The sequence below is a fragment of the Alteromonas sp. 1_MG-2023 genome (assembly GCF_030547075.1).
Classification (GTDB): Bacteria; Pseudomonadota; Gammaproteobacteria; order Enterobacterales; family Alteromonadaceae; genus Alteromonas.
The window spans coordinates 24330-49478 of the sequence record NZ_JAUOQH010000009.1 but is presented as its reverse complement, the minus strand read 5'-3'; the positions used below and the strand labels follow the sequence as shown (position 1 = coordinate 49478).

General features: G+C 43.3%; 23 protein-coding genes. 8 read left to right on the top strand and 15 right to left on the bottom strand.

The window, feature by feature from the left end; all coding sequences use genetic code 11:
• Nucleotide 1: 1 nt before the first annotated feature.
• The 6 genes from Q4561_RS11110 to Q4561_RS11085 all read right to left on the bottom strand — a co-directional run bounded on the left by Q4561_RS11110 (nucleotide 2) and on the right by Q4561_RS11085 (nucleotide 5163).
• Nucleotides 2-922, bottom strand: coding sequence for a S9 family peptidase (locus Q4561_RS11110; protein WP_303460315.1), 921 nt, complete (start codon nucleotides 920-922; stop codon nucleotides 2-4).
• A gap of 111 nt (nucleotides 923-1033) precedes the next feature.
• Entirely contained in the window at nucleotides 1034-2194 is a 1161-nt protein-coding gene (locus Q4561_RS11105) for a beta-propeller fold lactonase family protein (protein WP_303460312.1), read from the bottom strand.
• 324 nt (nucleotides 2195-2518) lie between these two features.
• Nucleotides 2519-3088, bottom strand: coding sequence for a molybdenum cofactor guanylyltransferase (locus Q4561_RS11100; RefSeq protein ID WP_303460310.1), 570 nt, complete (start codon nucleotides 3086-3088; stop codon nucleotides 2519-2521).
• Nucleotides 3089-3275: 187 nt separating this feature from the next.
• Entirely contained in the window at nucleotides 3276-4064 is a 789-nt protein-coding gene (locus Q4561_RS11095) for an ABC transporter substrate-binding protein (protein ID WP_303460308.1), read from the bottom strand.
• Nucleotides 4065-4252: 188 nt separating this feature from the next.
• On the bottom strand, nucleotides 4253-4846 hold the full coding sequence (gene msrA, locus Q4561_RS11090) for a peptide-methionine (S)-S-oxide reductase MsrA (RefSeq protein WP_303460306.1): 594 nt from the start codon (nucleotides 4844-4846) through the stop codon (nucleotides 4253-4255).
• A gap of 131 nt (nucleotides 4847-4977) precedes the next feature.
• A complete protein-coding gene (locus tag Q4561_RS11085; RefSeq protein WP_303460303.1) occupies nucleotides 4978-5163 on the bottom strand; it encodes a hypothetical protein in 186 nt (61 codons plus the stop codon).
• Between the two features lie 55 nt (nucleotides 5164-5218).
• Between Q4561_RS11085 and Q4561_RS11080 the strand changes: the two genes are divergently transcribed.
• On the top strand, nucleotides 5219-5650 hold the full coding sequence (locus Q4561_RS11080) for an OsmC family protein (protein WP_303460301.1): 432 nt from the start codon (nucleotides 5219-5221) through the stop codon (nucleotides 5648-5650).
• A gap of 183 nt (nucleotides 5651-5833) precedes the next feature.
• Here Q4561_RS11080 and Q4561_RS11075 read toward each other — a convergent pair whose 3' ends face one another.
• The 3 genes from Q4561_RS11075 to Q4561_RS11065 all read right to left on the bottom strand — a co-directional run bounded on the left by Q4561_RS11075 (nucleotide 5834) and on the right by Q4561_RS11065 (nucleotide 8351).
• Nucleotides 5834-6421: a thioredoxin family protein gene (locus Q4561_RS11075; RefSeq protein ID WP_303460298.1), complete on the bottom strand. Its 588-nt coding sequence runs from the start codon at nucleotides 6419-6421 to the stop codon at nucleotides 5834-5836.
• Between the two features lie 510 nt (nucleotides 6422-6931).
• Nucleotides 6932-7522, bottom strand: a complete 591-nt coding sequence (sodC, locus tag Q4561_RS11070; protein ID WP_303460295.1) for a superoxide dismutase [Cu-Zn] SodC — start codon at nucleotides 7520-7522, stop codon at nucleotides 6932-6934.
• A gap of 349 nt (nucleotides 7523-7871) precedes the next feature.
• Nucleotides 7872-8351, bottom strand: coding sequence for a Spy/CpxP family protein refolding chaperone (locus Q4561_RS11065; protein ID WP_303460291.1), 480 nt, complete (start codon nucleotides 8349-8351; stop codon nucleotides 7872-7874).
• 168 nt (nucleotides 8352-8519) lie between these two features.
• Here Q4561_RS11065 and Q4561_RS11060 point away from each other — a divergent pair, with 168 nt between their 5' ends.
• The 5 genes from Q4561_RS11060 (at nucleotide 8520) to Q4561_RS11040 (ending at nucleotide 16323) form a co-directional block, all read left to right on the top strand.
• The gene (locus Q4561_RS11060; protein ID WP_303460290.1) at nucleotides 8520-9278 is read left to right on the top strand and encodes a response regulator transcription factor; all 759 of its coding nucleotides are present in this window, start codon (nucleotides 8520-8522) and stop codon (nucleotides 9276-9278) included.
• 13 nt (nucleotides 9279-9291) lie between these two features.
• Complete coding sequence (locus Q4561_RS11055) at nucleotides 9292-10644, top strand: HAMP domain-containing sensor histidine kinase (RefSeq protein WP_303460288.1); 1353 nt, start codon at nucleotides 9292-9294, stop codon at nucleotides 10642-10644.
• Nucleotides 10645-11063: 419 nt separating this feature from the next.
• On the top strand, nucleotides 11064-12938 hold the full coding sequence (locus Q4561_RS11050) for an FAD/NAD(P)-binding protein (RefSeq protein WP_303460286.1): 1875 nt from the start codon (nucleotides 11064-11066) through the stop codon (nucleotides 12936-12938).
• 42 nt (nucleotides 12939-12980) lie between these two features.
• Nucleotides 12981-15716, top strand: coding sequence for a M14 family zinc carboxypeptidase (locus Q4561_RS11045; protein WP_303460284.1), 2736 nt, complete (start codon nucleotides 12981-12983; stop codon nucleotides 15714-15716).
• 139 nt (nucleotides 15717-15855) lie between these two features.
• Nucleotides 15856-16323, top strand: coding sequence for a CreA family protein (locus Q4561_RS11040; RefSeq protein WP_303460283.1), 468 nt, complete (start codon nucleotides 15856-15858; stop codon nucleotides 16321-16323).
• Nucleotides 16324-16416: 93 nt separating this feature from the next.
• Here the strand turns inward: Q4561_RS11040 and Q4561_RS11035 are convergent, their stop codons facing one another.
• Nucleotides 16417-17094: a nitroreductase gene (locus Q4561_RS11035; RefSeq protein ID WP_303460281.1), complete on the bottom strand. Its 678-nt coding sequence runs from the start codon at nucleotides 17092-17094 to the stop codon at nucleotides 16417-16419.
• 219 nt (nucleotides 17095-17313) lie between these two features.
• Entirely contained in the window at nucleotides 17314-18246 is a 933-nt protein-coding gene (locus Q4561_RS11030) for an exopolyphosphatase (RefSeq protein ID WP_303460278.1), read from the bottom strand.
• 304 nt (nucleotides 18247-18550) lie between these two features.
• Here Q4561_RS11030 and Q4561_RS11025 point away from each other — a divergent pair, with 304 nt between their 5' ends.
• On the top strand, nucleotides 18551-19945 hold the full coding sequence (locus Q4561_RS11025) for an 8-oxoguanine deaminase (protein WP_303460277.1): 1395 nt from the start codon (nucleotides 18551-18553) through the stop codon (nucleotides 19943-19945).
• A gap of 33 nt (nucleotides 19946-19978) precedes the next feature.
• Here the strand turns inward: Q4561_RS11025 and Q4561_RS11020 are convergent, their stop codons facing one another.
• The 4 genes from Q4561_RS11020 to Q4561_RS11005 form a co-directional block, all read right to left on the bottom strand.
• Entirely contained in the window at nucleotides 19979-20944 is a 966-nt protein-coding gene (locus Q4561_RS11020; protein ID WP_303460275.1) for a nucleoside hydrolase, read from the bottom strand.
• Nucleotides 20945-20954: 10 nt separating this feature from the next.
• A complete protein-coding gene (gene tsgA, locus Q4561_RS11015; RefSeq protein WP_303460272.1) occupies nucleotides 20955-22136 on the bottom strand; it encodes an MFS transporter TsgA in 1182 nt (393 codons plus the stop codon).
• Nucleotides 22137-22236: 100 nt separating this feature from the next.
• A complete protein-coding gene (locus Q4561_RS11010; RefSeq protein ID WP_303460270.1) occupies nucleotides 22237-23274 on the bottom strand; it encodes an MBL fold metallo-hydrolase in 1038 nt (345 codons plus the stop codon).
• A gap of 47 nt (nucleotides 23275-23321) precedes the next feature.
• Entirely contained in the window at nucleotides 23322-24470 is a 1149-nt protein-coding gene (locus tag Q4561_RS11005; RefSeq protein ID WP_303460268.1) for an FAD-dependent oxidoreductase, read from the bottom strand.
• Nucleotides 24471-24677: 207 nt separating this feature from the next.
• On the opposite strand from Q4561_RS11005, the gene Q4561_RS11000 reads away from it, so the two are divergent.
• Nucleotides 24678-24887, top strand: coding sequence for a hypothetical protein (locus tag Q4561_RS11000; protein ID WP_303460266.1), 210 nt, complete (start codon nucleotides 24678-24680; stop codon nucleotides 24885-24887).
• The last annotated feature ends 262 nt before the right edge of the window (nucleotides 24888-25149 follow it).

Genomic DNA, 25149 nt, shown 5'->3' with positions numbered 1-25149 from the left:
CTCAGTTAAGCACTTGGATAATCCACTTAAACGACAAACTAAGCACATCCTCTTTTTTACTTTTTTCTGGCTCATACACATTAAAAATATGGTCAGCCCCACCTATATAATACGCATCTTCTCGCACCGCATTACTTGCTTCAAAAATAGTTTTCTCATGGGCTGGCAAATAGTCATTTGAACCGCGTATTGCCAGCATTTGCCCCTTAAATGCGCCTAAGTTTCGGATGGGATTATAGCCCAGCATGCCCACAAGGTGCTTTCGTGTAAGGGTAAAATCGGCCCATGATTTTAAAATACTTTCCCCTTCACTAAGCGCTTCGCGTACCTCTTTGAAAGTGTCAGCATTCGTTACTATTTCATTTGGGTTTAATGCGGTAGACCATAGCACCACACCATCGAATGTATCGGGGTGTTCACTGACTAATTCCATTGCAGTAGCGCCGCCCAAGCTAAACCCTACGACCACTAACGGTAATTTAGGATATTTATCTTGTAAGTAATCAAGCCCAGATTGGGCATCTTCAACACGGCTTGCAAACGTACTATCGAGTAAATAGTTACTGGCTTCACGTTCAGCTTCACCCCTTACGTCAAATCGCAATGAAGCAATACAATGGGCACTTAATTGCTTGGCTAAATCTTTATATAAATCGCCCACTTCATCTTTTTGCCCCGCCCAACCGTGGATAAAAAGTACAGCTCCACTTTTTGTAATGCATTCGGGCTTTTCTAATACCGCATTAGCCCCCGAACTTAACGTAAGATCTTGGCTTACTGCGGATTGATTGTTAGGGCTAGTGGCGTTATTGCTTGATGTATTGAGCGTATATGCGAAGGCTGAACTAGTTACCGCACTCAATAAATAAAGACTTAAGCAAAATCCACGAACGCCTATTTTTAGCCCTTTATGTTCAGTCATTATCATTCTTTTCTCTATTTTCTTTATTTTAAAAGGGTATTTTCATGCTTGTGCTTACTATCAGTGCTAACTTATGAGTAGCTAACCGTTGTGCAGACTGTATGCTGGCGTCTAGTTGGTTTCAAATCCTGTTAACACAAATTTTTGAACCCGTCTGCCCGTGTTCACCTCTGAGGTATACAAATTACCCTCACTGTCAGCAACCACACTATGCAACCAAGTAAACTGGCCCGGATAACGGCCTGGGCGGCCAAAACTACCGAGTACTTGATAATTCTCGTGCAATAAAATCCAAATACGGCCATTCATCATATCGGCTACATACATGTATTTATTATCCGGCGAGAAAGCGATATCAGACGCCGTACCTAACCCGCCTGTTTCCCCTGCTACTATAACGTCTTGAACAAATTTAACCGTGCCTGCTTCATCGGCTTTAAACACCTGAATACGATTATTACGCCTGTCGCATACATACAATCTGCCATCACTTGCTTGAGTAACACAATGCACGATGTCACCGAAGTTTTGCGCTTGCGTACTGGTAGACGCTGCATTAGCAGTAGCTTGCGATACATCAAAAGCGCCTTCGCGTGTGCCGCCACCAGGGGCAGTGCCGTAGGCTCCCCATAACTGATCAAATTCGTTGGCATCGGTGTTGTATGCAGTAATGCGTTTATTGATGTATCCATCGGCAATAAATACTTTGTTCGTAAGGGTATTATGGAAAATATCCGCAGGATTACCCAAGGCTGACTTACTCAAGTTGCCTTCTGTTTTTCCGCGAGTACCAAACTGCCTAATAAACTCACCTTTTTCGGTAAAGTTAAGTACCACATGATCGCCGTCACCATTACCGCCTAACCATACCGTGTTGTCATCATCCACATATAACCCGTGTACCGTAGCTGGCCATTGAGTTTCTCCGTCAATTGAAGGCGCTATTTCAGGCCCGCCCCATGCATTTAGTAACGTGCCTTTTGGCGAAAACTGCAGAACATGTGGCGCAGCTTCACAACAAAGTCCCATGTTATTGGTTAACCCTACATCTAGCCTACTCAGCGAGTTAGGCCGATGTAACAGCCATAAATTGTCGTTTTTATCCACCGATAAGCCTGGTACCTGACCAATAAGCCATGTTTCAGGCATGTTAGGCCAGCTAGCATCTACGCTAAATTGAGGAACCGGGTGAGCAATATCAGCTTCAGGATAGCGTTCAACATTAACTAGACTTGGTGATTGCAACTTGATACCCGATTTTGAATCCTTCATATCCTTATCTGAATTTTCTGCGAACAGTTTCAAACTTGTGAAAGAAAGGCAAAGCAAACCTACTAAGAAAAAATAGTGGCGATTGGATGTACGAAGCATATCTTGGGCACCTTTTGCAAAATGTTGGGGCTAAGCTCTTGAGTTAAATTCTTGGATTACGTTGTAGAGCGAATTCATTGCGCTAATTTAGTAGACACTATTAGTAAGTGAAACGAGTAAAAAAAGTTTTAAACAGCGCTAAAAAGGAGTTTAAATAATAAGCTACGTAAATTTTATTTACACTATTTATAATGCCGAGTGCGGTGAGTGGGTATTGAGGGGCGACTAATCTATCAACTTTTTTACTGCGTTCCACTGTGCAGGCGTGTTCGCGTTGGTTAATCTTTCTTTATCTGAAGGAAGTATCTGTTTTGCATTAAATTTTGAGCACAGCGCATGAACAGAGCGCTGAGGTATTCTCTCAAATGCTACGTCTTCTAAATAGTGTCTTAGCTGAGGAGTAATAGGCAAAAATAATGGCAAATAATGGTGAGCGTAATACACAGGCGTTTGGCTTTCCCTTCCTTCATCCACTAATTTTAATAAGTCATCGTGTAGTAGAAGCGGTAAGTCTACTGGAGTAATTATTAACGCATCGGCCGTGCTACGTTTAACCACAGAATAAATGCCGCCCAAAGGCCCAATATTTGCGACTTCATCACTGACCAATTGATATGCCGAAGCATCATCGCCTACTCCGTCATTCCTACTAACGAACAACTCATTTATGGGCAGCGTTGAGATTAACTCAATGGTAAAAGTAAGCATGTCGCGCTTATCACGGTACAATAGTGCTTTATCTTGCATCATTCTTGATGAAAGCCCACCGGCTAATACAACACCATCAACTACCATTGTTCTCTTCCCTCTTTATCATTCCTCTAGCATATAGTTTCTCATAAACCTAGACGCTCTTGTATATAGAAGCTTTGGTAAATAGGCACTCTTATACTTAATCTCTGTAATAATTAGTCACCGTGGTAATTAGTCTCTGCGGTAGTAATTGGTTTCTGTGGTACTTAGTCAGCCGGAGAGTGAGCGGTTATCGATTCGTAGTGATCGATTCGTAGTGATCATCAATTAAGAGGCGCTCACCTGAGCGTTCGATAAATTCTAGCGCGGCATTAAATTCATCGATGTGCGCTTGGGCATCTTCTAATTCTCGAGACACAATATAATAAAGCGGGATAGTGGCTACGGGTATATCAATAATATTAACCTCATCCAATACGTTAAAAAGTTCTGAATTATGGTCGCCCTGTAAATATCCGTTTGTAAAACCTATCTCCCCCCAACCCTTTGAAACTTGAGCAATACACCCACCTGCGTTAACCGCTCTTTGTACAGCAATTTTATATTTTTCGATAAATTCAGACTGTTCTTTACTTAAACTATGTCCATAAGGCAAACATAGCCGCGCCCCCGTTATATCCGATAGTGAGTTAACCACCATGTCTTTCGAAGTGTATATTCTGACTGGAATTGAGTTTATTTGCCTAGAGTAAACAAACAGCTTTGCTCGCTCTTCTGTGTAAACGTAAGGAAAGGTGCCCTTGTACTTGCCTTCTAAAGCCCATTTATAACCACGTTGCCACGGCAAGTTGTCGATATAAATAGGCGTATCCATATGCCGAAAAATAGCTTTTACCAAAGAGACTGACCAGCCTCCGTCGTGTGCTTTCTTATCGACGTAGGGATAGTAGCTGCCGCCTGTCGTTAATAGCGTGTCTGTATCTAGCGGCAAGGGCCTTTCGTGTTGTTCCGCCACGCCAAAATAGGATGAAAAACTAAAACACAGCAAGATAAGCTTAATTACAACATACTTCTTCATGTACTACTTCCAGCCGCTTTTATAATTTCATCGCTATTTAGTATTAAATGACGAAGGCATATACTTTAGGTGTAACTATAAAGAAAAAATAACTATATAAAAGTAAAAACAGACCGCTGTTAAAGAGAGCAGACCTCTGAATAAATTTACTTTAACAGCGTCTATTTCGAGTTAAATTAATACAGCCCCTATGACTTCCCAGTCGCTTTATCACCCCAAATTTCTTCTAATCGCTGATCGCGGCCACAGTTCCAGCGATATAGCTTATAGCGTACAGGGCTCTTCTTATAAAAATCTTGATGGCCAATTTCATCACCTTTAATTGGGTAAAATTTAGATGCATCTAAAATTGGCGTAACCACCGTTTGGTTTGGGAATTTCGCTTCTACTGCACTCTTAGTTTCTTGGGCAATAGCGCGCTCCTGCTCATTGGCCACAAATACTGCGCTTAAGTAACTAGCCCCTTTATCACAAAACTGCCCTTTGGCATCGAAAGGGTCAATATTCACCCAGTAATGATCAAGTATTTCTCGATACGATACTTTGTTTTCATCATATGTGATTTTTACCGCTTCGTAGTGCCCCTTGTGATTACCGTTATAGGTAGGGTTCGATACACTGCCTCCAGTGAAGCCCGATACCACATCGGTCACGCCGTCTAACTTTTCAAAGTCAGACTCCATACACCAGAAACACCCTCCAGCCAGAATAGTTTCATCTGCCTTACTGGTGAAGCTGCTCATCGATACGACTAATATTGCAAAAGGTAAAATGTGTTTCATAACGCCCCTATCATTTTAAACTGCACTGCAAATTAACTTTGCCTTGTATTAGTAGAACGGGAATATCCGTTTTATCTTTCACTTGGCTTTTGTTTCGGTTTACACATTAGGCAATTTGCCTTCAATATTTATTACGTGGCACCAGTAAAAAACGATGCAGCCACGCAAGTAATTATTTCACGGCGCCCTGTAAGGTAGTGGCTAACACCCCGTTGCCCAGTGTTTACAAATACTCCAGCACATTCCACCAATGCGGGCATGGCAAGGGTTATAGGCGATTCGCCCGCTCGGCAGAGCACTTGCATTACCTTAATCACATGTTTTCTATAACCAACATATTTCGTTGGTTTACCACAATTAAGGATTAAATTAATGAGCATAGTAAAATCTGGAAGCGCTAGTTATAAGCCGTTAGGTAAAGAAGGCAAAGGCAGTATTTCTACGGAAACTGGCGCACTGTCGAACCAACCTTATGGTTTCAATACACGATTTGAAGATGCCAAAGGCACCAACCCTGAAGAGTTAATTGGGGCTGCTCATGCCAGTTGCTTCACAATGGCTTTATCATTCGCATTATCTGGCGCAGGCTATGACGATGGAGAATTGAATACCACAGCTAAAATCAGCCTTGATAAAACAGACGATGGCTACGAGATTAGTCAATCAGCACTAAGCTTAGATGCTAAAGTCGAGGGGATCAGCGAAGATGAATTCACTAAAATTGCGCAGGAAGCTAAAGATAACTGCCCAGTTTCACAGCTTTTAGATACCAAGATTACCCTTGAGTACAAGCTAAACCAGTAATATCGTTAGCTATATGTGAAGCTTACAGGTAACCCGTCTTATCAGTAGCTTACTGTAAATACAGCTCTTATTAACACAAAGCAGCCAAGCTTAATTCAAGTTTGGCTGCTTTTTTACGCTGGTTACTTGTCACAATTGTGTGCACAAGAACCTACGAGAACGACTTTATGAAAGGTCTAAAAACTACTCAGCGGCAGCTGCTAATGCCTTCAAATCTTGCGTCAAGCTTGTATCGGCCCGCTCTACTACTCGCCCTACTTCTTCACCATCTCGTAACAATATAAAGGTAGGTGTGTATTTCAACCCATGTTTCTTTGCTATGCCTTCTGGATCGCGCTTTGTCCTATCTACAGCAAACAACGTGAACCTAGGCACATCCAACCCACTAGCATCTAAGGTTTTTAAAAGCCGCGGCACTTCTCTTTCGCTATCGTGACACCAAGTGCCGAAAAGTATCAAAAGCGTGTCATCCTCTAATGCAGCTACTGCCTCCAATTCTGCTTTACTGGGCTGATACGACTTATATTCGTTCATAAATGCAGGAAACTGGGCTAGTAATGCTTCGCCACTGATTTCCCCTACCGCGTCTGGTGCCTGGTCTACAACACCGGCTTCCGTGCTGCTCGCTATGACGCCCGCCGCATCGCTTGCCGCTTCACCGGAATCAACAATGGCACTTGCACTTGCACTTGCAGCACTTACAAATAGCGCTAACGCCAACATCGCGACCAATGGCTTTAACACGTTAGGCACAAATCTATTTTTTAACACCATCATTCTCCTTGTAGAGGCTCTCTGTAATCACTCTCTGAATCACGTTTTGTGTTCACTTCTTCTATTAAATGGGGCATTGTTATAAAACGCAAGCGTGTCGTTTCACTCCAAAAACTTTCTTCAAAATCCTGAGTATTTTTAAATCTCAAAACATCTCTTAACACTTAGCATCTGTAAATCCATACATTTAATAGCAAGCACTTTTGTATAACAGAATCTATGTATAACGGCATTGTACAACGGCTCCTTTGTATAACGGCATCTTTGAATTCCACTGGAGCGTAGAGACTGATGACACATACTCCCAAACACAAAAAAGCGGCATTTCTGCCGCTTTTAAATTTAACAATGTATTACAACCCGTTCGGATTAGTGAAAATACTGATATAAATTTCGCTCAATCAGCTCGGTTAGCTCTAGAGCAATTGGCACAAGTCTTTAAACAATAATGCATTAAAACTTTACCTTAAACCACCCACATCACCGCAACCGGTTGAATACAAGAAATTATTTACCAATCACGCCGCAAGCTACTCGCTCACCACCACCGCCTAGTTTAGCTGGGAAGTCTGAATAATTATCACCGCCTGCATGAATCATAATGGCGCGACCTTCAATATCTTCAAGCTCTAATTCTGGCGCGAATACAGGCTGTGTGGCATTACCATCTTCATCAACATACAAGGTAGGTAAATCACCTTCATGGCCCTCTTCTGACCAAGGAACACTATGACTACCCGTATCTTCGGGATCAAAGTGACCACCGGCAGCACCGCCTAGCACTTTCTCACCATCTTTTATTGCTGGTGAGCAATCGCCGTTTTCGTGCACATGAAAACCGTGAATACCTGGGGTTAATCCTGATAACTTAGGCGTAAATACTACACCATCGTCATCGTAGCTGCTTACCATCACACTACCGATAGTTTCACCTGTTTTTAGATTATTCATCATAATCTTTTTACCATCTTCTTCATGATGGGCTGCGAAACTACTTGCGCTTAACGCAAGCGAAATAGCGCCCACAAGGGCTGGCACGCTCAGTGATGACAGTTTTGGTGCTGATAATTTAGATACTGATAATTTAAGCTTCTTCATGGTGTTCTCCTTCTCCATTAAAAAATTCATTCTTTCAAATGGCTTAGTTAGATAGCAGCATAAAACAAACCACTTATTCAGCATGTAGCAAAAACTAGCGCGGAAGCCTTGCAAAGACTGGGTTATAGCAAATTGACGATGTATTATTACTGGGTTCAATAGGGCGAGGCAGTTGAAAGGCTTTCACGCTCTCGCGTGAAAAAGTTACCCTACTGACGTGTTAACTACTGGTGTACTTACAATTAATCGTCTTGTGCTTTGTTCAGCAGAGCGCACGCTTTTAACACTGAAAAAGAAAAACCCGGCATCATAAAATGACGCCGGGTTTTGAGACTAACGAATGTCTATATTACGACTCGCTGTTTCTTTCTCGCTTGTCACCACGGTCGCCTTTGTGGTCGCCGCGCTTGCCACGTTTGTTTTTCATCGACTCAAACTTTTCAAGCTGTTCGTCAGTTAGAATTTCACTCACTTTTGCACGTACATCGGCCATTTTAAGGAAGCGTGCTTTCGCTTTTTCTGCTTTTAAGTCTGCAAGTTCGTTTAGATCTTGCTCGTAATTAGCGTCTGATGGATCGACTGCCTTAAATTGCGCTCTGAAAGAGTCTTCGCTGCCTTTCTCTGGGCGGTTTGCTTTACGGTCCGCTTTAAGTTCGGCTTTCAAGGCTTTTAGCGCATCTTGCTGCTCGTCAGTTAAATCTAGAACCTTCGTCATTTTGTGAATGGGGAAGAAATCAGAACCTTTACGGTCATCAGAATGTTTACCACCTGCATAAGCAGTAGTGGCGATACATGCACTCAATAAAACACCGGCAATTAATTTTTTCATCTTAATATTCCTACTTGTTTTGGTCATGATGCTGCATGACATGGGGGAAACGTTTTGTTTCATCAACGGAGCTAAGTATGCATAAACGATTCGATAAGTAGGGTTAAGCTAGTGTAAAGTTCAGTAAAGTTGAAAAGCCTCTAAAATAAAACGGTTAATCTTTAATATATGGAAAATGAAAAATATAAAATCTTATTGGTAGATGACGACGCAGAACTCTGCGCGCTACTGAGTGAATTTCTGCAGACCGACGGTTTTGCAGTTGAAACCTTAAACAGTGGCGATGCTGCTATTGCGCGCTTATTGCAAAGCGATGAATTCGACACCGTAGTGTTAGACATTATGATGCCCGGCATGTCAGGCCTTGATGTGCTGCGCAATGTACGCGCAAAAAAACAGACTCCTATTCTTATGCTAACCGGTCGTGGTGACGACATAGACAGAATTCTTGGTTTAGAAATGGGGGCCGATGATTACTTGGCGAAGCCTTGTAACCCACGAGAACTCGGCGCACGCATCCGCGCCATTATTCGCCGTACCCAAAATGGCAACGCACCAACACAGGCAGTAGTGCATGCTGAACTTCACGGCATTGTACTTGATAGTGGCGCTAGAACGGCGTTAGTAGATAACACACCTCTTCCACTTACCGGTGCAGAATTCAATGCATTAAGCCTATTAATGGAACGCGTTGGGCAAACCATTACTAAGCAAGAAATGACAGAAGAAGTGCTTAACCGACCGCTTGAAGCGTATGATCGCGCCATGGACGTACACGTAAGTCGTATACGTCAAAAGCTATCTGCGGCGGGTATTAATGATGTGATCAAGTCGGTGCGTGGTGTGGGCTATCAAATGCTGACTGTGCCTTCAAGTTCTGCATCGTCAGGCTCTGCACATTCAACCCCTTCAGATCAAGAACAATAAGGCTAGCAGAATAATGCGAGCAGAAGTTTGGCATTCAATAAAACACACTTTCGGTTTCAAGCGTTTGTTTTGGCGAATATTCCTTACATTCTGGTTGGCGAGTTTATTGGTGATGACTGCCACAGGGTATGTCTTGGTCAGCAAGTACACTTCTGATGAATACAACCAGCGTTATTTTAATGGTGTTATTAGCCAAGCCGAGCGAATTGTATGGCGTTATGAACAAGATTTAGCTAGCGGGAACGTACCCAAAGGCAAAATAAAAGACTGGATGAATCAGAACGTCCGGCGTCGTAGCGAGCTTATCCCTATGTCAATCTCGGATAACACTGGAAGAACCATTTATCACTTTCGCATGAACAAAGTGCCCCAAAGGGATCGCACGGTAAAATTAATTTACGGCCTATCTGAACTGCCTTATCGGGTTGAAACTCGCTTGCCAGAAACACCCCGAATTTATAAACAGGTGTTGTATCGATTCCAATCGTTGCAATTTGTGCTCATTTTTATTGCCTCTGCCTTGGTAAGTGCGTTGTTAAGCTGGGGAATTGTCCGTCCCATTAACTACCTTGGCGCATTTAGCCGCCGTTATGCCAATCAACAAGAAGTTGCTACGCCCCCTAAAGCCATCATGGCTCGTGGTGATGAACTAGGAGATTTAGCTGCTGATATTAGTTTTATGGTAAACAAAACTCATCAAGCCGCTACCACTCAGCAACAGTTGTTGCACGATGTATCTCATGAGCTTCGTGCGCCGCTTGCTCGTTTACAAGCATCCGCTGCCATTATTGAGCAACACACGCCTGAAAGTCGGCACGTGAAGCAAATTCATAATGATTGTTTGCGTATGGATGCGCTTATTCAGCAAATTCTAGATTATTCAAAACTAGAAAAAGGGACTCCGGTACCAGAAGATTGCGATATTAACGCCCTTTGCGAACGTATAGCTGATGACATGGCGGTAAATTACCTTGGTATACCACTCAATATTGAGTGCGATCCAAATGTAGCCATTTCAGGGTATGAAGAAGCCCTGCATCAAGCATTAGAAAATATTATCGGCAACGCTTGTAAGTATTCAGCTAAGGGCGAGCTTGTTGAAGTAACCACAAAAAAACAGCACAACACTGTGATTATTACCGTACGCGACCATGGCCCTGGTGTTGATAGTGATGAAATAGAAAAACTACTCCAACCTTTCTACCGTGCAGGCAATCAAATGCATACATCAGGTTTTGGCCTAGGCTTGAGTATTGCGAAAAAAGCCATTGAGAAACATGGTGGAACCTTACGAATGTCTAGCCCGGTTGATGGTGGCTTGAAAGTAGAAATGTTGCTGCCAGTGAATCAAAAGTCCACCTCGTAAAAGTCGGTAATTTTTTAAGGCACAGGCCGGAAGCCTGGCTTAGTCCTCCCCCCTCTCAATAGGATTAAATTAGTTGTAGCTCGGCTCTATTCCCCCCAGATTCCAGCTTCCCCATATCCCAGCTTGACCATACCCCAACCTTATTCCAGCAGAATACGCGCGTTAGCCGTAACTTATCATAATCAAAAGCCCCATTGGATTGCGTAAACTCGCTTTGTCCTCGGTAAACCCACATTATTCAGCATGGCTAAGCTTAAAAATAAGGCATATAACCTGCTTATCAAATAGGTAGCTCGTGTTTTCTACCGCGAATCGGTCTGGATATGTGACTTAAGTACCGACTTCGCCAGCGCTGGGCTTTTAATCCGTTTTTAAAACGTTTCTAGTAAATTGCGTGTCTTATTTTGAGTAGGATGATGATGAATAAAACAAGGATTGCGTTAATTGGTGGCGGCCCCAGCGCCCTTTCTATTCTTAAAAAAGCGTTGAGCTTTTTTAGCGAGCAGCTTGTTGATAGTGAGAGCTCTGATGGCGAGACCTCTGATGCCAAGAGCTCACATGGCAGAGCATCTCCCCACTTATCCTTCGATATCTTTGAGCGAAACACCGCCCTTGGCAAAGGCATGCCCTACAGTAAAGATGGGGCGTCGTGGGAACATATTACCAACGTTTCCTCCGATGAGCTGGCGCCGTTTGATGAAACCTTACTTGAATGGCTGCGCCAGCAAAGCCCCGAGTACCTCGCGAAACATCACATTTCCAAGGAAAACCTGCATGAAAAACACGTGGTACCACGGCTGCTGTTTGGTGATTATTTAGAGGCACAATTTTCCGAGCTAATTGGTAAATGTCGTACAGCAGGGATACTCGTTAACGTGCACCTTCAGTGTAACGTGTTAGATATTAAACCCAGCGCTGGGGATGGAAACAGCCTTGAACGCAAAAACAGCCCTGAGCGTGAAAACAGCTCTGAGCTTATAAACAGCCCTGAGCCTCAAGACGGCGATAGCCATGCAGGCACTAACATATTGACCGACAGCGGATGGGTGACTGGGTTTGATAACGTGGTGGTGTGCACTGGCCACATTTGGCCGAAAATCCATGAAGGTAAAGTAAAAGGGTATTTTGACTCTCCCTACCCGCCCACCAAATTGCAGCGAAAATACAACCATACCATAGCGCTTAAAGGCAGCTCCCTTACCGCTATTGATGCAATTCGAACGCTAAGCGAAGCTAATGGCGAGTTTTATCAAACTGAAAACCAATTGCAGTATCGTTTGTTCGACGAAGTACCAAATTTTAAGATAATCATGCACTCGTTAGAGGGCTTATTACCCAATATCCGCTTTCACTTAGACGATCCGCTGGTATCTGATGAGGGCATGCTAAGTGAGCAAGAGATTGCTCAACATAGGGCTGATAACGACGGTTTCTTAAGTTTAGATTTTATTTTTGAGCACAATTTCAAAAGAGCTTTGAAACAATTGGACGCGGATTTTTATCAAAAAATAGCGAACAAAAATATAGAAGCGTTTTGCCAATGGATGCTTGAGTCGCGTAAAGCGTATGAACCCTTCACCTTGTTTAAAATTGAGTATCTGCAAGCTGAACAGTCGATTAAACAAGAAAACACATTGCAATGGAAAGAAGCCATCGCGCTGCTGAGCTTCACCATAAACCACCCAGCTAAATACTTTAGTGCAGAAGATACCTTACGATTGCGCAACCATCTGCTACCGCTCATTGGCCTTATGATTGCGAACATTCCACAGTCATCCGCGGCACAATTGCTTGCCCTACACAATAGCGGCGTCCTCGATATTATTGCGGTAGATAGCAGCAGCCACCTTGGGATTGAAGGCGACTGCGATTTTCATTTTTATTATAAGGACAGCGATAACAAGCCGGTTGTAAACACATATAAAACCTTTATCGATTGCACCGGGCAAAAGTCGCTGCCAATAGACGCATTTCCCTTTAAATCTATGTTTGAAGATGCCGAGCCATTAGTGGCTAAGGTACGCTTTAAAGATAAACACCAAGGTAAACACCACTTAAAAGAAAACCCCAAAAGCGTGTGCATAGGTTCTGACGATGAATACTATTTAGAAACAGGTGGTTTTGCTATTAACGATGACTTTCAACCCATTTTAGCCAACGGTAGTCTGAATGAGCGCTACTTTGTTATGGCTGTACCGTATATTAGTGGGTTCAACCCAGACTATTCAGGTTTCGATTTTTGTGACCAAGTGGCAGAACTCATTGTCACTAAACTTGGGAAATCTAAAAAATAATAATAGCTTCAGAGTTATCGCTTTATACAACAAGGGAAATCAATGTTTTTTAAAAGAATAATAAAATCGTTCATATTTACCAGCATTTTGGGCACCAGCATATTGAGCACCAGCGGCGCAATTTATGCGGAAGCAGTGGCAGCAGCAGACGGAGGATTCTCTGCGAACTGGCCACAAGTTAATTACGATAATGCTGTCCCAAGTGTAGAAGCTGAATTAGGTTACAAAATTGGCCAACGTATTAGTAGCCATGCCGACATGCTTCGCTATTTCGAAGCACTTCAAGATGCTCAACCAGCACGCATTAAGCTGTTTGAATACGGTGAAAGCTGGGAAGGTCGCAAACTAATTTACGCTGTAATTGGAAACGAGAGAAACATTGCCAATTTAACCCAGTTCACAAGTGATATGCAGGCCTTATCTGACCCTCGCAGCATTAAATCGAGTAAAGCCAACTCCCTGATTGATACTCTTCCTGGCTCTGTTTGGTTGCAATATAGCGTACATGGAAACGAAATAAGCGGTACAGATGCTGCCATGATGACTGCATATCACCTGCTTGCAGGCTCAGGTGATGCTACTGTCGATAACATCATGGAAAATAATCTGGTGTTTATCGACCCGCTTCAAAACCCGGATGGTCGCAGCCGTTTCATCGCCCATTACTACTCTACCGTAGGCATAATGCACAGCGACGACAGGCTATCAGCAGAGCATAATGAACCTTGGCCAAATGGCCGAACTAATCATTACCTATTCGACTTAAACAGAGACTGGTTGCCGATAACCCAACCTGAAACTAAAGGTCGTATTGCCAGTATTAATAAATATCACCCAATTGTGGTGGTAGATTTGCACGAAATGCGCGGAGACAAGAGCTACTACTTTGCCCCTTCAGCACAACCTGTTACGCCAAACCTATCCCAAGCACAAAAAGATAATATCGACGCTATTGGCCGTAATAATGCGAAGCACTTCGATAAGAACGGTATCGATTACTTTACCCGTGAAATTTTCGATTCTTTCTATCCCGGTTACGGAGTGAGTTGGCCAACCTTCACCGGCGCGGCCACATCTACGTATGAAGTAGCCTCTGCCAGTGGCGAGAAATTTAAGCGATTAAACGGCACTACCTTTACTTACGAAGATACTGTGTTCAAACACTTCATTGCATCGATTTCTACCGCTGAGTCGGTGGCTGATAATCGCCAAAAATACCTAAAGGATTACTACCAATACCAAATTGATGCCATAGATGCCGGCAAGTCTGATAAAAAAGAACGGGTTTATATTTTGCCTAACCAGCGCGATCGTGCAGGAAATTTTAAATTAGCAAAATTGATGACCGAACACGGTGTAGAAGTTTTCCAGACCACCAGCAAAGTTAAGGTGTGCGGAAATACCTATGAGGCTGGCAGCTACTTTATTGACAGTGCGCAACCTAGAGGAAAACTGGTTAAAACCACGTTCACACAACAAGTAAACATGAGTGAGTCGTTTTTATCTGAACAAGAGCGCCGACGAGAACAAAAACTTAAAGATCAAATTTACGATGTAACAGGTTGGTCACTTCCTTTGATGTACAACCTTGACGTTCAAACCTGTGGCAAGGCGGTTTCGGGCGAGCACCGCTTAGTAAAACTTACAGATAGCTTAGAGGGCGACGTCACCAACCCTAACGCCTCTGTCGCATTCATCGTACCTTGGGGCGACATGGCCGCAGGCCGTTTTTTAACTGCTGCGTTACAACAAGGCATTGCGATAAAGACACTCGATAGAGCCTTCACACTAGACAATAACACTCGCTACCCTGCAGGTAGTTTAGTGATTGAAGTTTTGGCCAATAAACACATTGAAGATGTTGCCACTAAAATTCAATCTATCGCGCAAGAAACCGGTGCTCTCGTTCAAGGTGTTAATACCAGTTGGGTTACAGAAGGTCCTAGTTTTGGTAGTGGCGAAGCGTTTGTGCTAAAAGCCCCGAATGTTGCGATAGCATGGGATGCCCCAACCTCAGCGCTAAGTGCAGGCAATACTCGATTTGTGATAGAACAAGAATTTAACTACCCAGTTACCGCTATTCGCACTCGCCATTTAGTGAAGGCCGATTTAAGCAATTATCAGGTACTTATACTGCCTGCTGGCAATTACAAAAGCGCCCTAGGTAAAGCTGGCGGCGAAAACTTAAAACAGTGGGTGAAATCTGGCGGCGTATTAATTACCTTGGGTGGTGCGACTCAATTTGCTGCCGATCCAGATGTAGAACTATTGAACGTGAAACGCGAGCTTGCGGTGAAAGAACAGCAAGATAAGAAAGTAACGAAAGATTCCTCTGCAGCCATGGTAGCGGGTAAAGCTTATGGCGCCTTTGATGAGATGGTGAAAGACAGTGAGAACATAGAAGAAAGCCCAGATGATTTGGCAGGTATTTTAGCGAATGTAAGTGTAGATCAAGAACATTGGCTAACCGCTGGTGTTCCTGAAGATGTGGTAGGCCTAGTACGGGGCAAAGACATTTATACCCCAATTCGTCTTGCTTCTGGAAAGAACCTAGCGTGGTTCAAAGGTAAAGATGAAGTGCTTGCCAGCGGCTATATGTGGCAAGAAAACAAAGAACAATTGGCTTACAAGCCTTTCATTATTCACCAGCCTCAAGGCAAGGGAATGGTAATAGCATTTCCTTACGAGCAAACTACAAGGGCGTATGTCGACGGGCTAAATATAATGCTGTTTAATAGTATATTTAGTGCCTCAGCTCATACCAAGGCCGCCAGATAATACACATTGAAATAACGACGGCGGTTACGTTCAATGCTCCACTTCGGTATATTTAACGTAGTCATTATTAAGGGGCGCTGGCTGGCATGAATCAGCTTGGCGTACCCGCTACCGAATTAAGCGTTTAAGGATATAAATCGTGAAGAAAATAGCGTTAGCACTTTTAGCTGCAATGAGTATAACGGCATGTACCGACAATGAGGTGGGAGATGTGTCGTTGGGCGTATTCACCACAAAAGATATTAAACTAGATGCCATGCAAGACCCTATCATTACAGGCGTAACTTGCCACATCTCTAGCATCGAAGCGAACTTAGATGTGTCTGATCCTTCCGATAGCTCCATAGCCTGTCGTCAAACCGGTGAAATTACCGCGCAAATGCTACGAGATATCGACAAGTCAGATTCAGGCGACATTATTTTTAGAAAATCGAAAAGTATTTTCTTTAAGAACATGAAAGTGAGACGCATATTCGACGCTAAGTCACAAACCCTGATGTATCTTTCGTATTCTACAAAAGAAACATCAGGAAGTTACAAACATAGCTTATCGACAGTGCCTCTATGGGGAACGCCGGCTTACGGAGTAATTGTTTCCGAAGATTAACTTCCGAGGACTGACATCCGAAGACTAACTTCCGAAAGTTAACTTCTAAATATTAACCGCCGGAGATTAGTCAGGGCTTAGTTTAGTTTTAATCTAGGATTCAAACCCGTGGTACGTGACGAACTCTTCATTGTCGGCACGTACCGACCTTACCTCGTTAGCAGCAAAGTTTTCATCGGGGTACCCTAACGCAATACAAATCATAATAGCTTCAGAGTCTGGAATTTGTGCGTGCTTGTGTACAACGTCTGATTGCATAATACCTTGGCCGTTAATCACGCAACCAAGACCTAAATCCCATGCTGCTAACACAATGCCATAAGCCAAAGAGCCTAACCCAAATTGCGTGATGCCCGCTGGCTCTAAGGCTTTATCGTAGGTTAATACCAGCGATACTGGCGCATCGAACTGCCTAAAACCACGCATCATCCAATCCATGCGTTTTTCTTTATCTTCTCTGGCTATGCCCATTACATCAAATAACTGCATAGCAACATCACGTTGGCGCTGTTTATGTACGCCGTCATAATCTTCCTTATACGGGAAGTCTCTTACATAAGGGGTTCCAGCTAGCGTTCTTTCTGTATTGCCCGCACGAATTTTATCAAGAACGTCACCGGCCACAGCATGAATTTTCCACGTTTGGGTATTGTAAGATGAAGGTGCCCATTTCGCAGCGTTAATAATCGCATCCACGGTTTCTTTTGTAACAGCTTGCTTAGTAAAACCACGCACACTCTTACGTGATGCAGCAAATTCAGCAAAATTCATACTTACTCCATTCTTAAGTTCATACTTTAAATTGTTAAAACAGAGTAAACATCGCAAGGTAGGTATGCAATAAGCGCTAAGCAGATATTGGATTGTTTGTTTTTATAGATATGTATACGAAGCGAAGTACTGAGCGCGCTGTTTATTATGGTAACAACGCCCCAGAATTTTTTTACGGCGGAAAATTTACCACCGCGACTAATTAACCGTCGTTAGTAATTAACCATCATTAGTGATGGTTTCAATTAGCTCACTTAATACTGCTTCCGCTTTACTGGTTTCTACTTGGCACGTGCCTGCGTTTAAGTGGCCACCACCGCCATACTTAAGGCATAGTTCACCTACGTTGGTGTTTGAACTACGATTCGTGATTGATTTGCCAATAGCGAAAACCACATTTTGCTTCTTAAGACCCCACATTTTGTGAATAGAGATATTACAATCGGAGTACATGGCATAAATTACAAAACGGTTAGTCGCGTAAATCGTTTCTTCTTCTGTTAAATCAAGCACCACAAGGTTCTTGTGAACAGTAGCGCATTTAGATATCTGTAATTTTGCTAGCTCATTGTGCTCATGGTAAAGAGTAACCCGCTCTGCCACATCTTCCATTTCCAATATTTCTTCAATACTTTGATCTTTACAGGCATCAATGAGCTTCATCATCAACTGATAATTTGAGATTTTGAAATCACGAAAACGACCTAAACCAGTACGGGCATCCATGATGAAGTTCATCAATACCCAATCAGTGGGCTCGAGTATTTCTTCTTCAGAGAATTGCGCTGCATCACCTTTATCTACGGCATCCATCATATCAACTGAGATATTAGGAAACTTTTCTGCGCCGCCATAATAATCGTATACCACACGTGCCGCTGAAGGTGCCTCTGGATCAATAACATGATTTTTAATATCGCTAGCGTTTCGCACGGTTTCACTAAGATGGTGATCGAACGCAATATGACAGCCGGCCACATACGGAAGGTTAGTCGTTATGTCATTCTCGGTAATGTCTATCTTGCCGTCTTGCATGTCTTTCGGATGCACAAATAAGATATCGTCAATAAGATCTAAATCTTTCAAAAGTACTGCACAAACTAATCCATCAAAGTCGCTTCGAGTAACTAGTCTAAATTTATTATCAGGCATGTGAATTCCATCTATTAATTGGGCTACTGCTTTTAGTGTAACAGTTAAAATGAAGTTTAGCGTAATACCACAACAGTACAATTGTCCCTTTATAGCAGTACTTTATTTCAACCCCAAAATGCATTAGCATTACAATTCTACGTTGCGTTAATCGTTGATAGTCTTTGTTTATTAGTAGTGGTAATTAACAGTGTTGATTGCCGTGATAATTAACAAAGATTTGTAAAACAAACGCTCCCTGGATCAGCAGACAGGGCATAACTGAGCTGGCATCTTTAATTTTATTATTTTATGGAGCCTAGTTATGTCTGACGTTAAGTCGAACCACGTTAATGTCCAAACGCAATCCCCCTCTAAAACACTATGGATTAAAAACCCGCAAGCCGCTTTTACGGGAAATGATCTCGATGCCGCCGGTGGTATTGTGGTGCAAGGCAGCAAAATCGTAGAGCTTGTGGGTGCGGGTCAAACCCCAGTAACGCCTATCGATGCAACAGAAGATGCATCTCAATTGGTTATGCTTCCTGGGCTTATTAATACTCACCATCACTTTTACCAAACCCTTACCCGTGCATGGGCGCCAGTGGTTAATCAGCCGCTATTTCCATGGCTTAAAACCTTATACCCGGTGTGGGCAAAACTTACGCCTAATGCATTGTCGCTAGCCTGCGATGTAGCGTTAGCTGAATTGTTACTGTCGGGGTGTACGACCACTACCGACCATCATTATTTGTTTCCTACCGGTATGGAAGATGCCATAGACGTACAAGTAGATTCGGTAAAACGTATGGGTATGCGCGCCCTACTTACTCGAGGCTCAATGAGCTTGGGTGAAGACGAAGGTGGGCTACCTCCACGCCATACAGTACAAAGCGGTGATGCAATACTAAAAGACAGCCAACGGCTAATAGGTACCTATCACGAACGCGGTGACGGCGCGTGGATGCAAATAGCCTTGGCACCTTGTTCCCCTTTCTCGGTGACTCGAGAAATTATGGCCGACAGCGCGCAGTTAGCGAAAGACGAAGACGTGCGTTTGCATACCCATTTAGCTGAAACCTTAGATGAAGAAGATTTTTGTTTGAAGATGTTTGGCATGCGCACCGTCGATTATTTAGAAAGTGTGGGCTGGTTAAACGATAGAACCTGGTTGGCACATGGGATTCACTTTAACGAAGATGAAATTCGCCGTTTAGGCGCTGCAGGCACAGGTATTACCCATTGCCCTGTTTCTAACATGCGCTTAGCCTCTGGCATGTGCCCTACCCTTGAACTGATTGAAGCGGGTTCGCCTATTGGCTTAGGTGTAGATGGTTCTGCCTCTAACGATGCATCGAACATGATGTATGAAGCTCGCCAGGCACTTTACTTACAGCGCTTAAAATATGGTGCAGCGAAAATTACCCCAGAATTAATTTTAGGCTGGGCGACTAAGGGTTCTGCATCGCTTATTGGCCGAAGTGACATTGGTGAGATTGCCGTAGGTAAACAAGCCGACCTTGCCTTTTTCAAACTGGATGAGCTGCGTTTTAGTGGTAGCCATGACCCTATTTCTGCACTGCTATTATGCGGTGCGGATAAAGCCGAACAGGTTATGATTGGCGGAAAATGGCGGGTAAAAGAAGGGCAAATTATTGGGTTAGATACCCAGACGCTCATGGCGCGCCACCGGGCAGTGGCGGCGCAACTCGTTAGTTAATTTAGCCCTTAGAATAAGTAACCTAGCCCCTCATTATTCAAAAGCCGCTTGGCTAAGTATGTCTTTATACTTAGCCAAGTAGGCATCTACACCTACCTCTGAACATACAGATTGCGCTGGATAATCGGCCCACTCATCGATAGGAAAACGCTTTGCTACGGTCTTTTGTATAGTATGGCCTATGGCTGGGCCTTCTGTAATAACACGAATTGGGCCATCTACGGTTTTAAATAACTGAGGTGCTATCACCTGCATAATTGCTGATGAGTCATGAACGTATATACCGTCAACTTGGTCGGTCTGTTGATGGAAGTTCGCGTAAAAGCGGGTAATGTCATAAATGAACGGCCCATATTTAGGCGAACATTCAGCAAGGCTTGCCAAATAATCGTTACTCATTATCACCTTTTTAGTGACATCAAGACCCACTACAGTTACCGGCCAGTCAGCGGTAAGTACTTCGTCGGCAGCATGAGGGTCGCCAATAATATTCGCTTCGGCATACGGGGTAACGTTGCCTGTATTACCATGATAACCAAACGCGCCGCCCATGATCACCACACGTTTCACTAACTTAACAATTTCAGGGCATTTACGAAGCGCCAGTGCTAGGTTAGTCATGCGGCCAACAGCCACTAATGTAATTTCACCTGGGCTGGCTTTCAGCTTCTCAATAATATAATCATGGGCGGCTAATTCCACTTCACTCGGCAAGTCGGTTTCATCAATATCAATATTACCCAAGCCGTTATCGCCATGAACAAAGTCGGCAGGTTCGTCTACTGGAATAACGAGCGGCTCTTTTGCACCGCGGGCCACATCGGCACTTAAATTAAAGCGTTTTTTAAGATACAAAGCATTGCGCGTAGCGGTGTCGATATTCGCATTACCAAAGCCGGTGGTTATAGCCACCAAATCAATATTAGCGCTTGCCTGTGCAAACAAAATTGCCATCGCATCATCAATACCAGGGTCGGTATCAAAAATAATCTTTTCCATTTTTTATTCCTTAAGCGTGGGCGCGAAGCTCACGTTTTTCCAAAAATAAGCATAAACCGAACACAAGCGCCACAAAGGTATAGCCTACCCAAGTCATTATGATTGCGCTTTGTACCCCAAATAATTGCACTACCCAACCAGATAACATGGGCGCAATAGTGCTGCCTACGTTGCCACTAAATAACAAAAAGGTGACGAGCACGGCGGGCGCTGATACAAGCTGCTGGGAACCAACAGATATCGCAATTTTATAAATGCAGGTAGTGGTAAATCCAAATAGATAACTGGTAAACAAAAACCACTCGGCCGATGAAGCGAATATGAATGTGAAGGTGATCAGACTTGCCAAAACGGTAACCAACATCAATAGTTGCCGCTGCGGAATTTTATTTACGAAAATAGCCGCGGTAATTAACCCAAATATCGACATCCCCCAATAATTCCCAACGGCCTGCGCCGATACTTTTTCGCTTAACCCGAACGTGTATTGTAAATAATTAGGAGACCAAGTTAAAAAGGTCGTTTGCGCAATTAAATAAGCACAAACGCCCAGAGCGATTAAACATACCCTAGGGGTTAATACCCTTTTAAATTGTGAGAATGCAGAGGCAGCATTGGTATCGTCAGCCTCTGTGGCAGGAAAGTGAACAAAGAATAGCGTTGCCCAAAGTAATAATGCCAACAAACCCACAACGCCATAGCTATAAACCCAATCAAATTGCTTGGCAATAATCGCTGCCGCTAAAGAAGGGAAGATAAATCCTGCAGCACTGAACGCGCAGTCGGTAGCTAAAAATGCCGACGCTCTTTTAGCTTCATGATAAATTTTCGATAAAATGACCGCCCCACCAGCGAGGCCGCAACCACAGCCTACTCCAAGCCCCCAAAGCAATACGGCAAGGGGCCAATACGAAGTAGGCGCTACTACAACCAATACCAGCATGATCAACAAAAATAGCGTGTAGTTTGCAATCAGTACTTGCTTCAGTGAATGGCGAGCATACAAAAATAGTGATGCGAATGTACCGCACAACGCACCGCCAGTAAGCCATGAGAACACACCAACGGTGGCTGCCGGTGTGGCATTTAACGAAGAGGATACTGCATTCAAAATAATGCCAATTTGGGTAAGTAAACCCGACATTATCATGTAGCTAATGAACGCTATTGCGGTAAGAAAAACTCGATTCAATTCTAAGACCTAGGTGCTAGTAATACTCTTTTATACCTAGTTAAAACCGAAACAACAATGCCACCCACAAAAATATTGACCATTTAGTCAAAAAATCACTTTATAAGGCTAGCACCTGCCCTTGTTTCGCTAGTACAAAGTTAAAGCCTAATGCGTTAGCACCTTCTAATTCTTGTGCAATTACAGCGCGCGGATCAGCCCCACTCTTTAAACTGTATTTTATGTGGCTGATGATAATTTTCATGTTGGTAAGCTGCGCTTTGTCTTCTACTAACCCGTGAAACTTGGTGAGTTCTTGCATCAACCATTTAGGTGTAAGGTGGCCGAATAACAGGTTATCTGGCCGTGAGTTATCGAACGACACTTCAATCGAAATACCGCGAAGGGTTTTATGCTGCATTTGCTGCGCGAGATAACGCCATACTGTATCTAGCTTTCCTTGCTTTTCTACTTCATCAGGCCCCGTATCACCAAAATACACAAACATATCGTTATCATGCTCAATCACGAATGCAGTGGACTCTAGTGGGTGACTCAAACTAAATGCCGTTACCGTAAGTGCGGTATCTTTAATTTCTGTCGTTTTTTGAGGGGCTAAGTCGATAACGTCGTACTTATTTAACATTGGCGCTATGCCACGGTTAGTAAAATTAGCCCACGCCTGCCAGTTAAAATAAGTGTCGCTCATAGTTTGGTTTACGGAAGGAAGGCCATAAATAGGCTTGCTGCTGTCACCTGGAGATGCAATCAAAAGCCCAGCTACGTGGTCGAGATGACCATGGCTAAGTAGGTAGGCTTTTATATGATGCTGCAGAATATTGCCGGTTGGATTTAACGCAGCGTCTGGTGTGGTAGTTAAACTATCAAACGCATTGTTTTGAAGCGCCACATTAATACCATTAACTAACGACCCCGCGTCTAAACCAATGAAGTTTTCATCGTCTACGCTACGTAGTAAAAACGAACTTAAATTGCCATCTTCAATGCCGCCCGTATCACCTAGGGTGACAACTTCAAAGGCAGGGGAAGAGTGGCTTAGTTGTGTTTGTAATTGCTTTTTGGGCTCGTCATGACCTTTATGAGGCGCTTGGCAGCCGCTTACGATTAAAATAAGTAGTAAAGTACTTATGAATTTCACGTCGTTTCCAAATCTAGTTTTTATTATCTGCTATTAAGTTCTAGCGATTAAATTAAAGAGAAGAAAGCTTGGCTTTCGCTAAGTATTCGGGCGGTTTCGATAGGCTCGGGCTCGGTAGACCAATCACCAGGTTTAAATGTACCACCTAAAATCATGTAGTCATTTCGAGAGAACATATAAAGCGAGCCTGTACCGCCACCCACCGTTAAGTAGTCTACCGCTGGGTCTGGCGGTAACAATACCAGCTGCCCTTTCGCAGGCAAAATACCTTCATCGTTAAATAACGCTCTTGAACCTAAACCAGTGCAGTTGAACAATACTGACTGAGATAACGAATGGATATCGTCTTGGTCGTGAAATTCACGAATAACAAACTCACCGCCAAACAATTTAATATCGCTAACTAGACGCCTAAGAAAGGTGGTGGTTTCTATCAACATAGTTAAAGAAGAGATGCAGTAATTGGTTGGAAATGGATGTTCATTAGGCCCAAGCACCTGAGTGTAGGGGTAGAATTGCCTAAAAGGGCCTTCATCATCAGGTTTAGTATTTACTGCGGTGTATAACTCTTTCCATTGAATGCCGTAATCACTTCCTACCATTTTAGCAAACGTACCATGGGCGATTTTAGCGGCTTGCTGCAATTGAGATTTAAACGCTAAGCTGGATAGTAGAGGGTCGTGAACACTGTAAGGCCCCCACTCTCCACCAGCCACTTGCGATGTAGTAAAGCGCGGCATCGCTTTTGTGTATAGCGTTACTTTCCAACCCGCTTCTTGTAGCAAGCGCGCCGTAGTTAACCCCATAACGCCACTACCTATAATAGCCGCTTCTTTAATTTCAGAATTAGCAACTTCATTCACTGCCAGTGCCGAAGAGCCCCATGATAGTGAAATGCCTCCCCCACCATGCCCGTAATTGTGCACTAGGGTTTTATTCCCAAATACTTCACTGTTTACTACAAAGCCTTCGGGCCGATAAGGCCTATGCCCTACAATTTCAGTTACAATATTATTGGCGGAAATTTTAGGCGCCACCATGGGCTTGCGAGAAAACGGGCGCTGAAATGCCGTTTTCGCTAGGGTTTTCCCTGAAGTTCCGCTAGATGATGCAGAGCAGCCTACAAGCGATGCAGCCAAAGTTCCCGCTCCAACACCTTGTAAAAACTCACGACGTTTTAGGTTTTTATTTACCATGCCCACTTCTCTTTTTGTTTTATTTTCAGGCTTTCATACAAGACGCTGAGTTCATAAACATTATTGTTAAAGAGAAAGCAAAAGACTTGCCACTGGGGATGGGTTACTTCGAACTGTTTAACTGTTTAAAACATTGGTAAATTGATAAAAAGTGATTTCATACATAAGGCTCCAACATTGAAGTACTTTGCGTTTACACTATTACTAATGACAATTTCAGTCGATGGCTATGCTTTTGATCCTAAGCAGGCACTGCAATCACACAAGGTGGTGGTGGAATGCAAAGATATTGCTTGGAACGATGTACAAACTTTTGTAGAGCCCTATTTATCAGAAAGATTTCAATATAGCCCTTATTATGCAGGGGCTAAGTGCCAATTACAAAGTATCGCTCGCTGCCGAGCAAGTTATCAATGAACCTTTTCCCAATATTATTCAAACCATCCTAGAGTCCATTATAACGGCGGATTTTTAAGGTGGTAAGCCAGAAACCTTAGCAAAAACTTCCGAGACGTTTATAACGCCTGCTTCTGTTTTTATTTTATATCTACGTAATCGCTTCCAGTCTCTTTTCTAATCTCTCTTATAAACTCTTTCACGCATTGTGCCGTAGCAATACCAAGCCCAAGGTCAAGCGACCATGATTACAATGGACATCGGCTTTTTCTTAAAGCCTTGA

Coding starts and splice junctions, on each gene's coding strand:
- Q4561_RS11110 (WP_303460315.1), bottom strand. CDS start 922: ATGACTGAACATAAAGGGCTAAAAATAGGCGTTCGTGGATTTTGCTTA.
- Q4561_RS11105 (WP_303460312.1), bottom strand. CDS start 2,194: ATGAAGGATTCAAAATCGGGTATCAAGTTGCAATCACCAAGTCTAGTT.
- Q4561_RS11100 (WP_303460310.1), bottom strand. CDS start 3,088: ATGGTAGTTGATGGTGTTGTATTAGCCGGTGGGCTTTCATCAAGAATG.
- Q4561_RS11095 (WP_303460308.1), bottom strand. CDS start 4,064: ATGAAGAAGTATGTTGTAATTAAGCTTATCTTGCTGTGTTTTAGTTTT.
- msrA (WP_303460306.1), bottom strand. CDS start 4,846: ATGAAACACATTTTACCTTTTGCAATATTAGTCGTATCGATGAGCAGC.
- Q4561_RS11080 (WP_303460301.1), top strand. CDS start 5,219: ATGAGCATAGTAAAATCTGGAAGCGCTAGTTATAAGCCGTTAGGTAAA.
- sodC (WP_303460295.1), bottom strand. CDS start 7,522: ATGAAGAAGCTTAAATTATCAGTATCTAAATTATCAGCACCAAAACTG.
- Q4561_RS11065 (WP_303460291.1), bottom strand. CDS start 8,351: ATGAAAAAATTAATTGCCGGTGTTTTATTGAGTGCATGTATCGCCACT.
- Q4561_RS11060 (WP_303460290.1), top strand. CDS start 8,520: ATGGAAAATGAAAAATATAAAATCTTATTGGTAGATGACGACGCAGAA.
- Q4561_RS11055 (WP_303460288.1), top strand. CDS start 9,292: ATGCGAGCAGAAGTTTGGCATTCAATAAAACACACTTTCGGTTTCAAG.
- Q4561_RS11050 (WP_303460286.1), top strand. CDS start 11,064: ATGAATAAAACAAGGATTGCGTTAATTGGTGGCGGCCCCAGCGCCCTT.
- Q4561_RS11045 (WP_303460284.1), top strand. CDS start 12,981: ATGTTTTTTAAAAGAATAATAAAATCGTTCATATTTACCAGCATTTTG.
- Q4561_RS11035 (WP_303460281.1), bottom strand. CDS start 17,094: ATGAATTTTGCTGAATTTGCTGCATCACGTAAGAGTGTGCGTGGTTTT.
- Q4561_RS11030 (WP_303460278.1), bottom strand. CDS start 18,246: ATGCCTGATAATAAATTTAGACTAGTTACTCGAAGCGACTTTGATGGA.
- Q4561_RS11025 (WP_303460277.1), top strand. CDS start 18,551: ATGTCTGACGTTAAGTCGAACCACGTTAATGTCCAAACGCAATCCCCC.
- Q4561_RS11020 (WP_303460275.1), bottom strand. CDS start 20,944: ATGGAAAAGATTATTTTTGATACCGACCCTGGTATTGATGATGCGATG.
- Q4561_RS11005 (WP_303460268.1), bottom strand. CDS start 24,470: ATGGTAAATAAAAACCTAAAACGTCGTGAGTTTTTACAAGGTGTTGGA.
- Q4561_RS11000 (WP_303460266.1), top strand. CDS start 24,678: ATGACAATTTCAGTCGATGGCTATGCTTTTGATCCTAAGCAGGCACTG.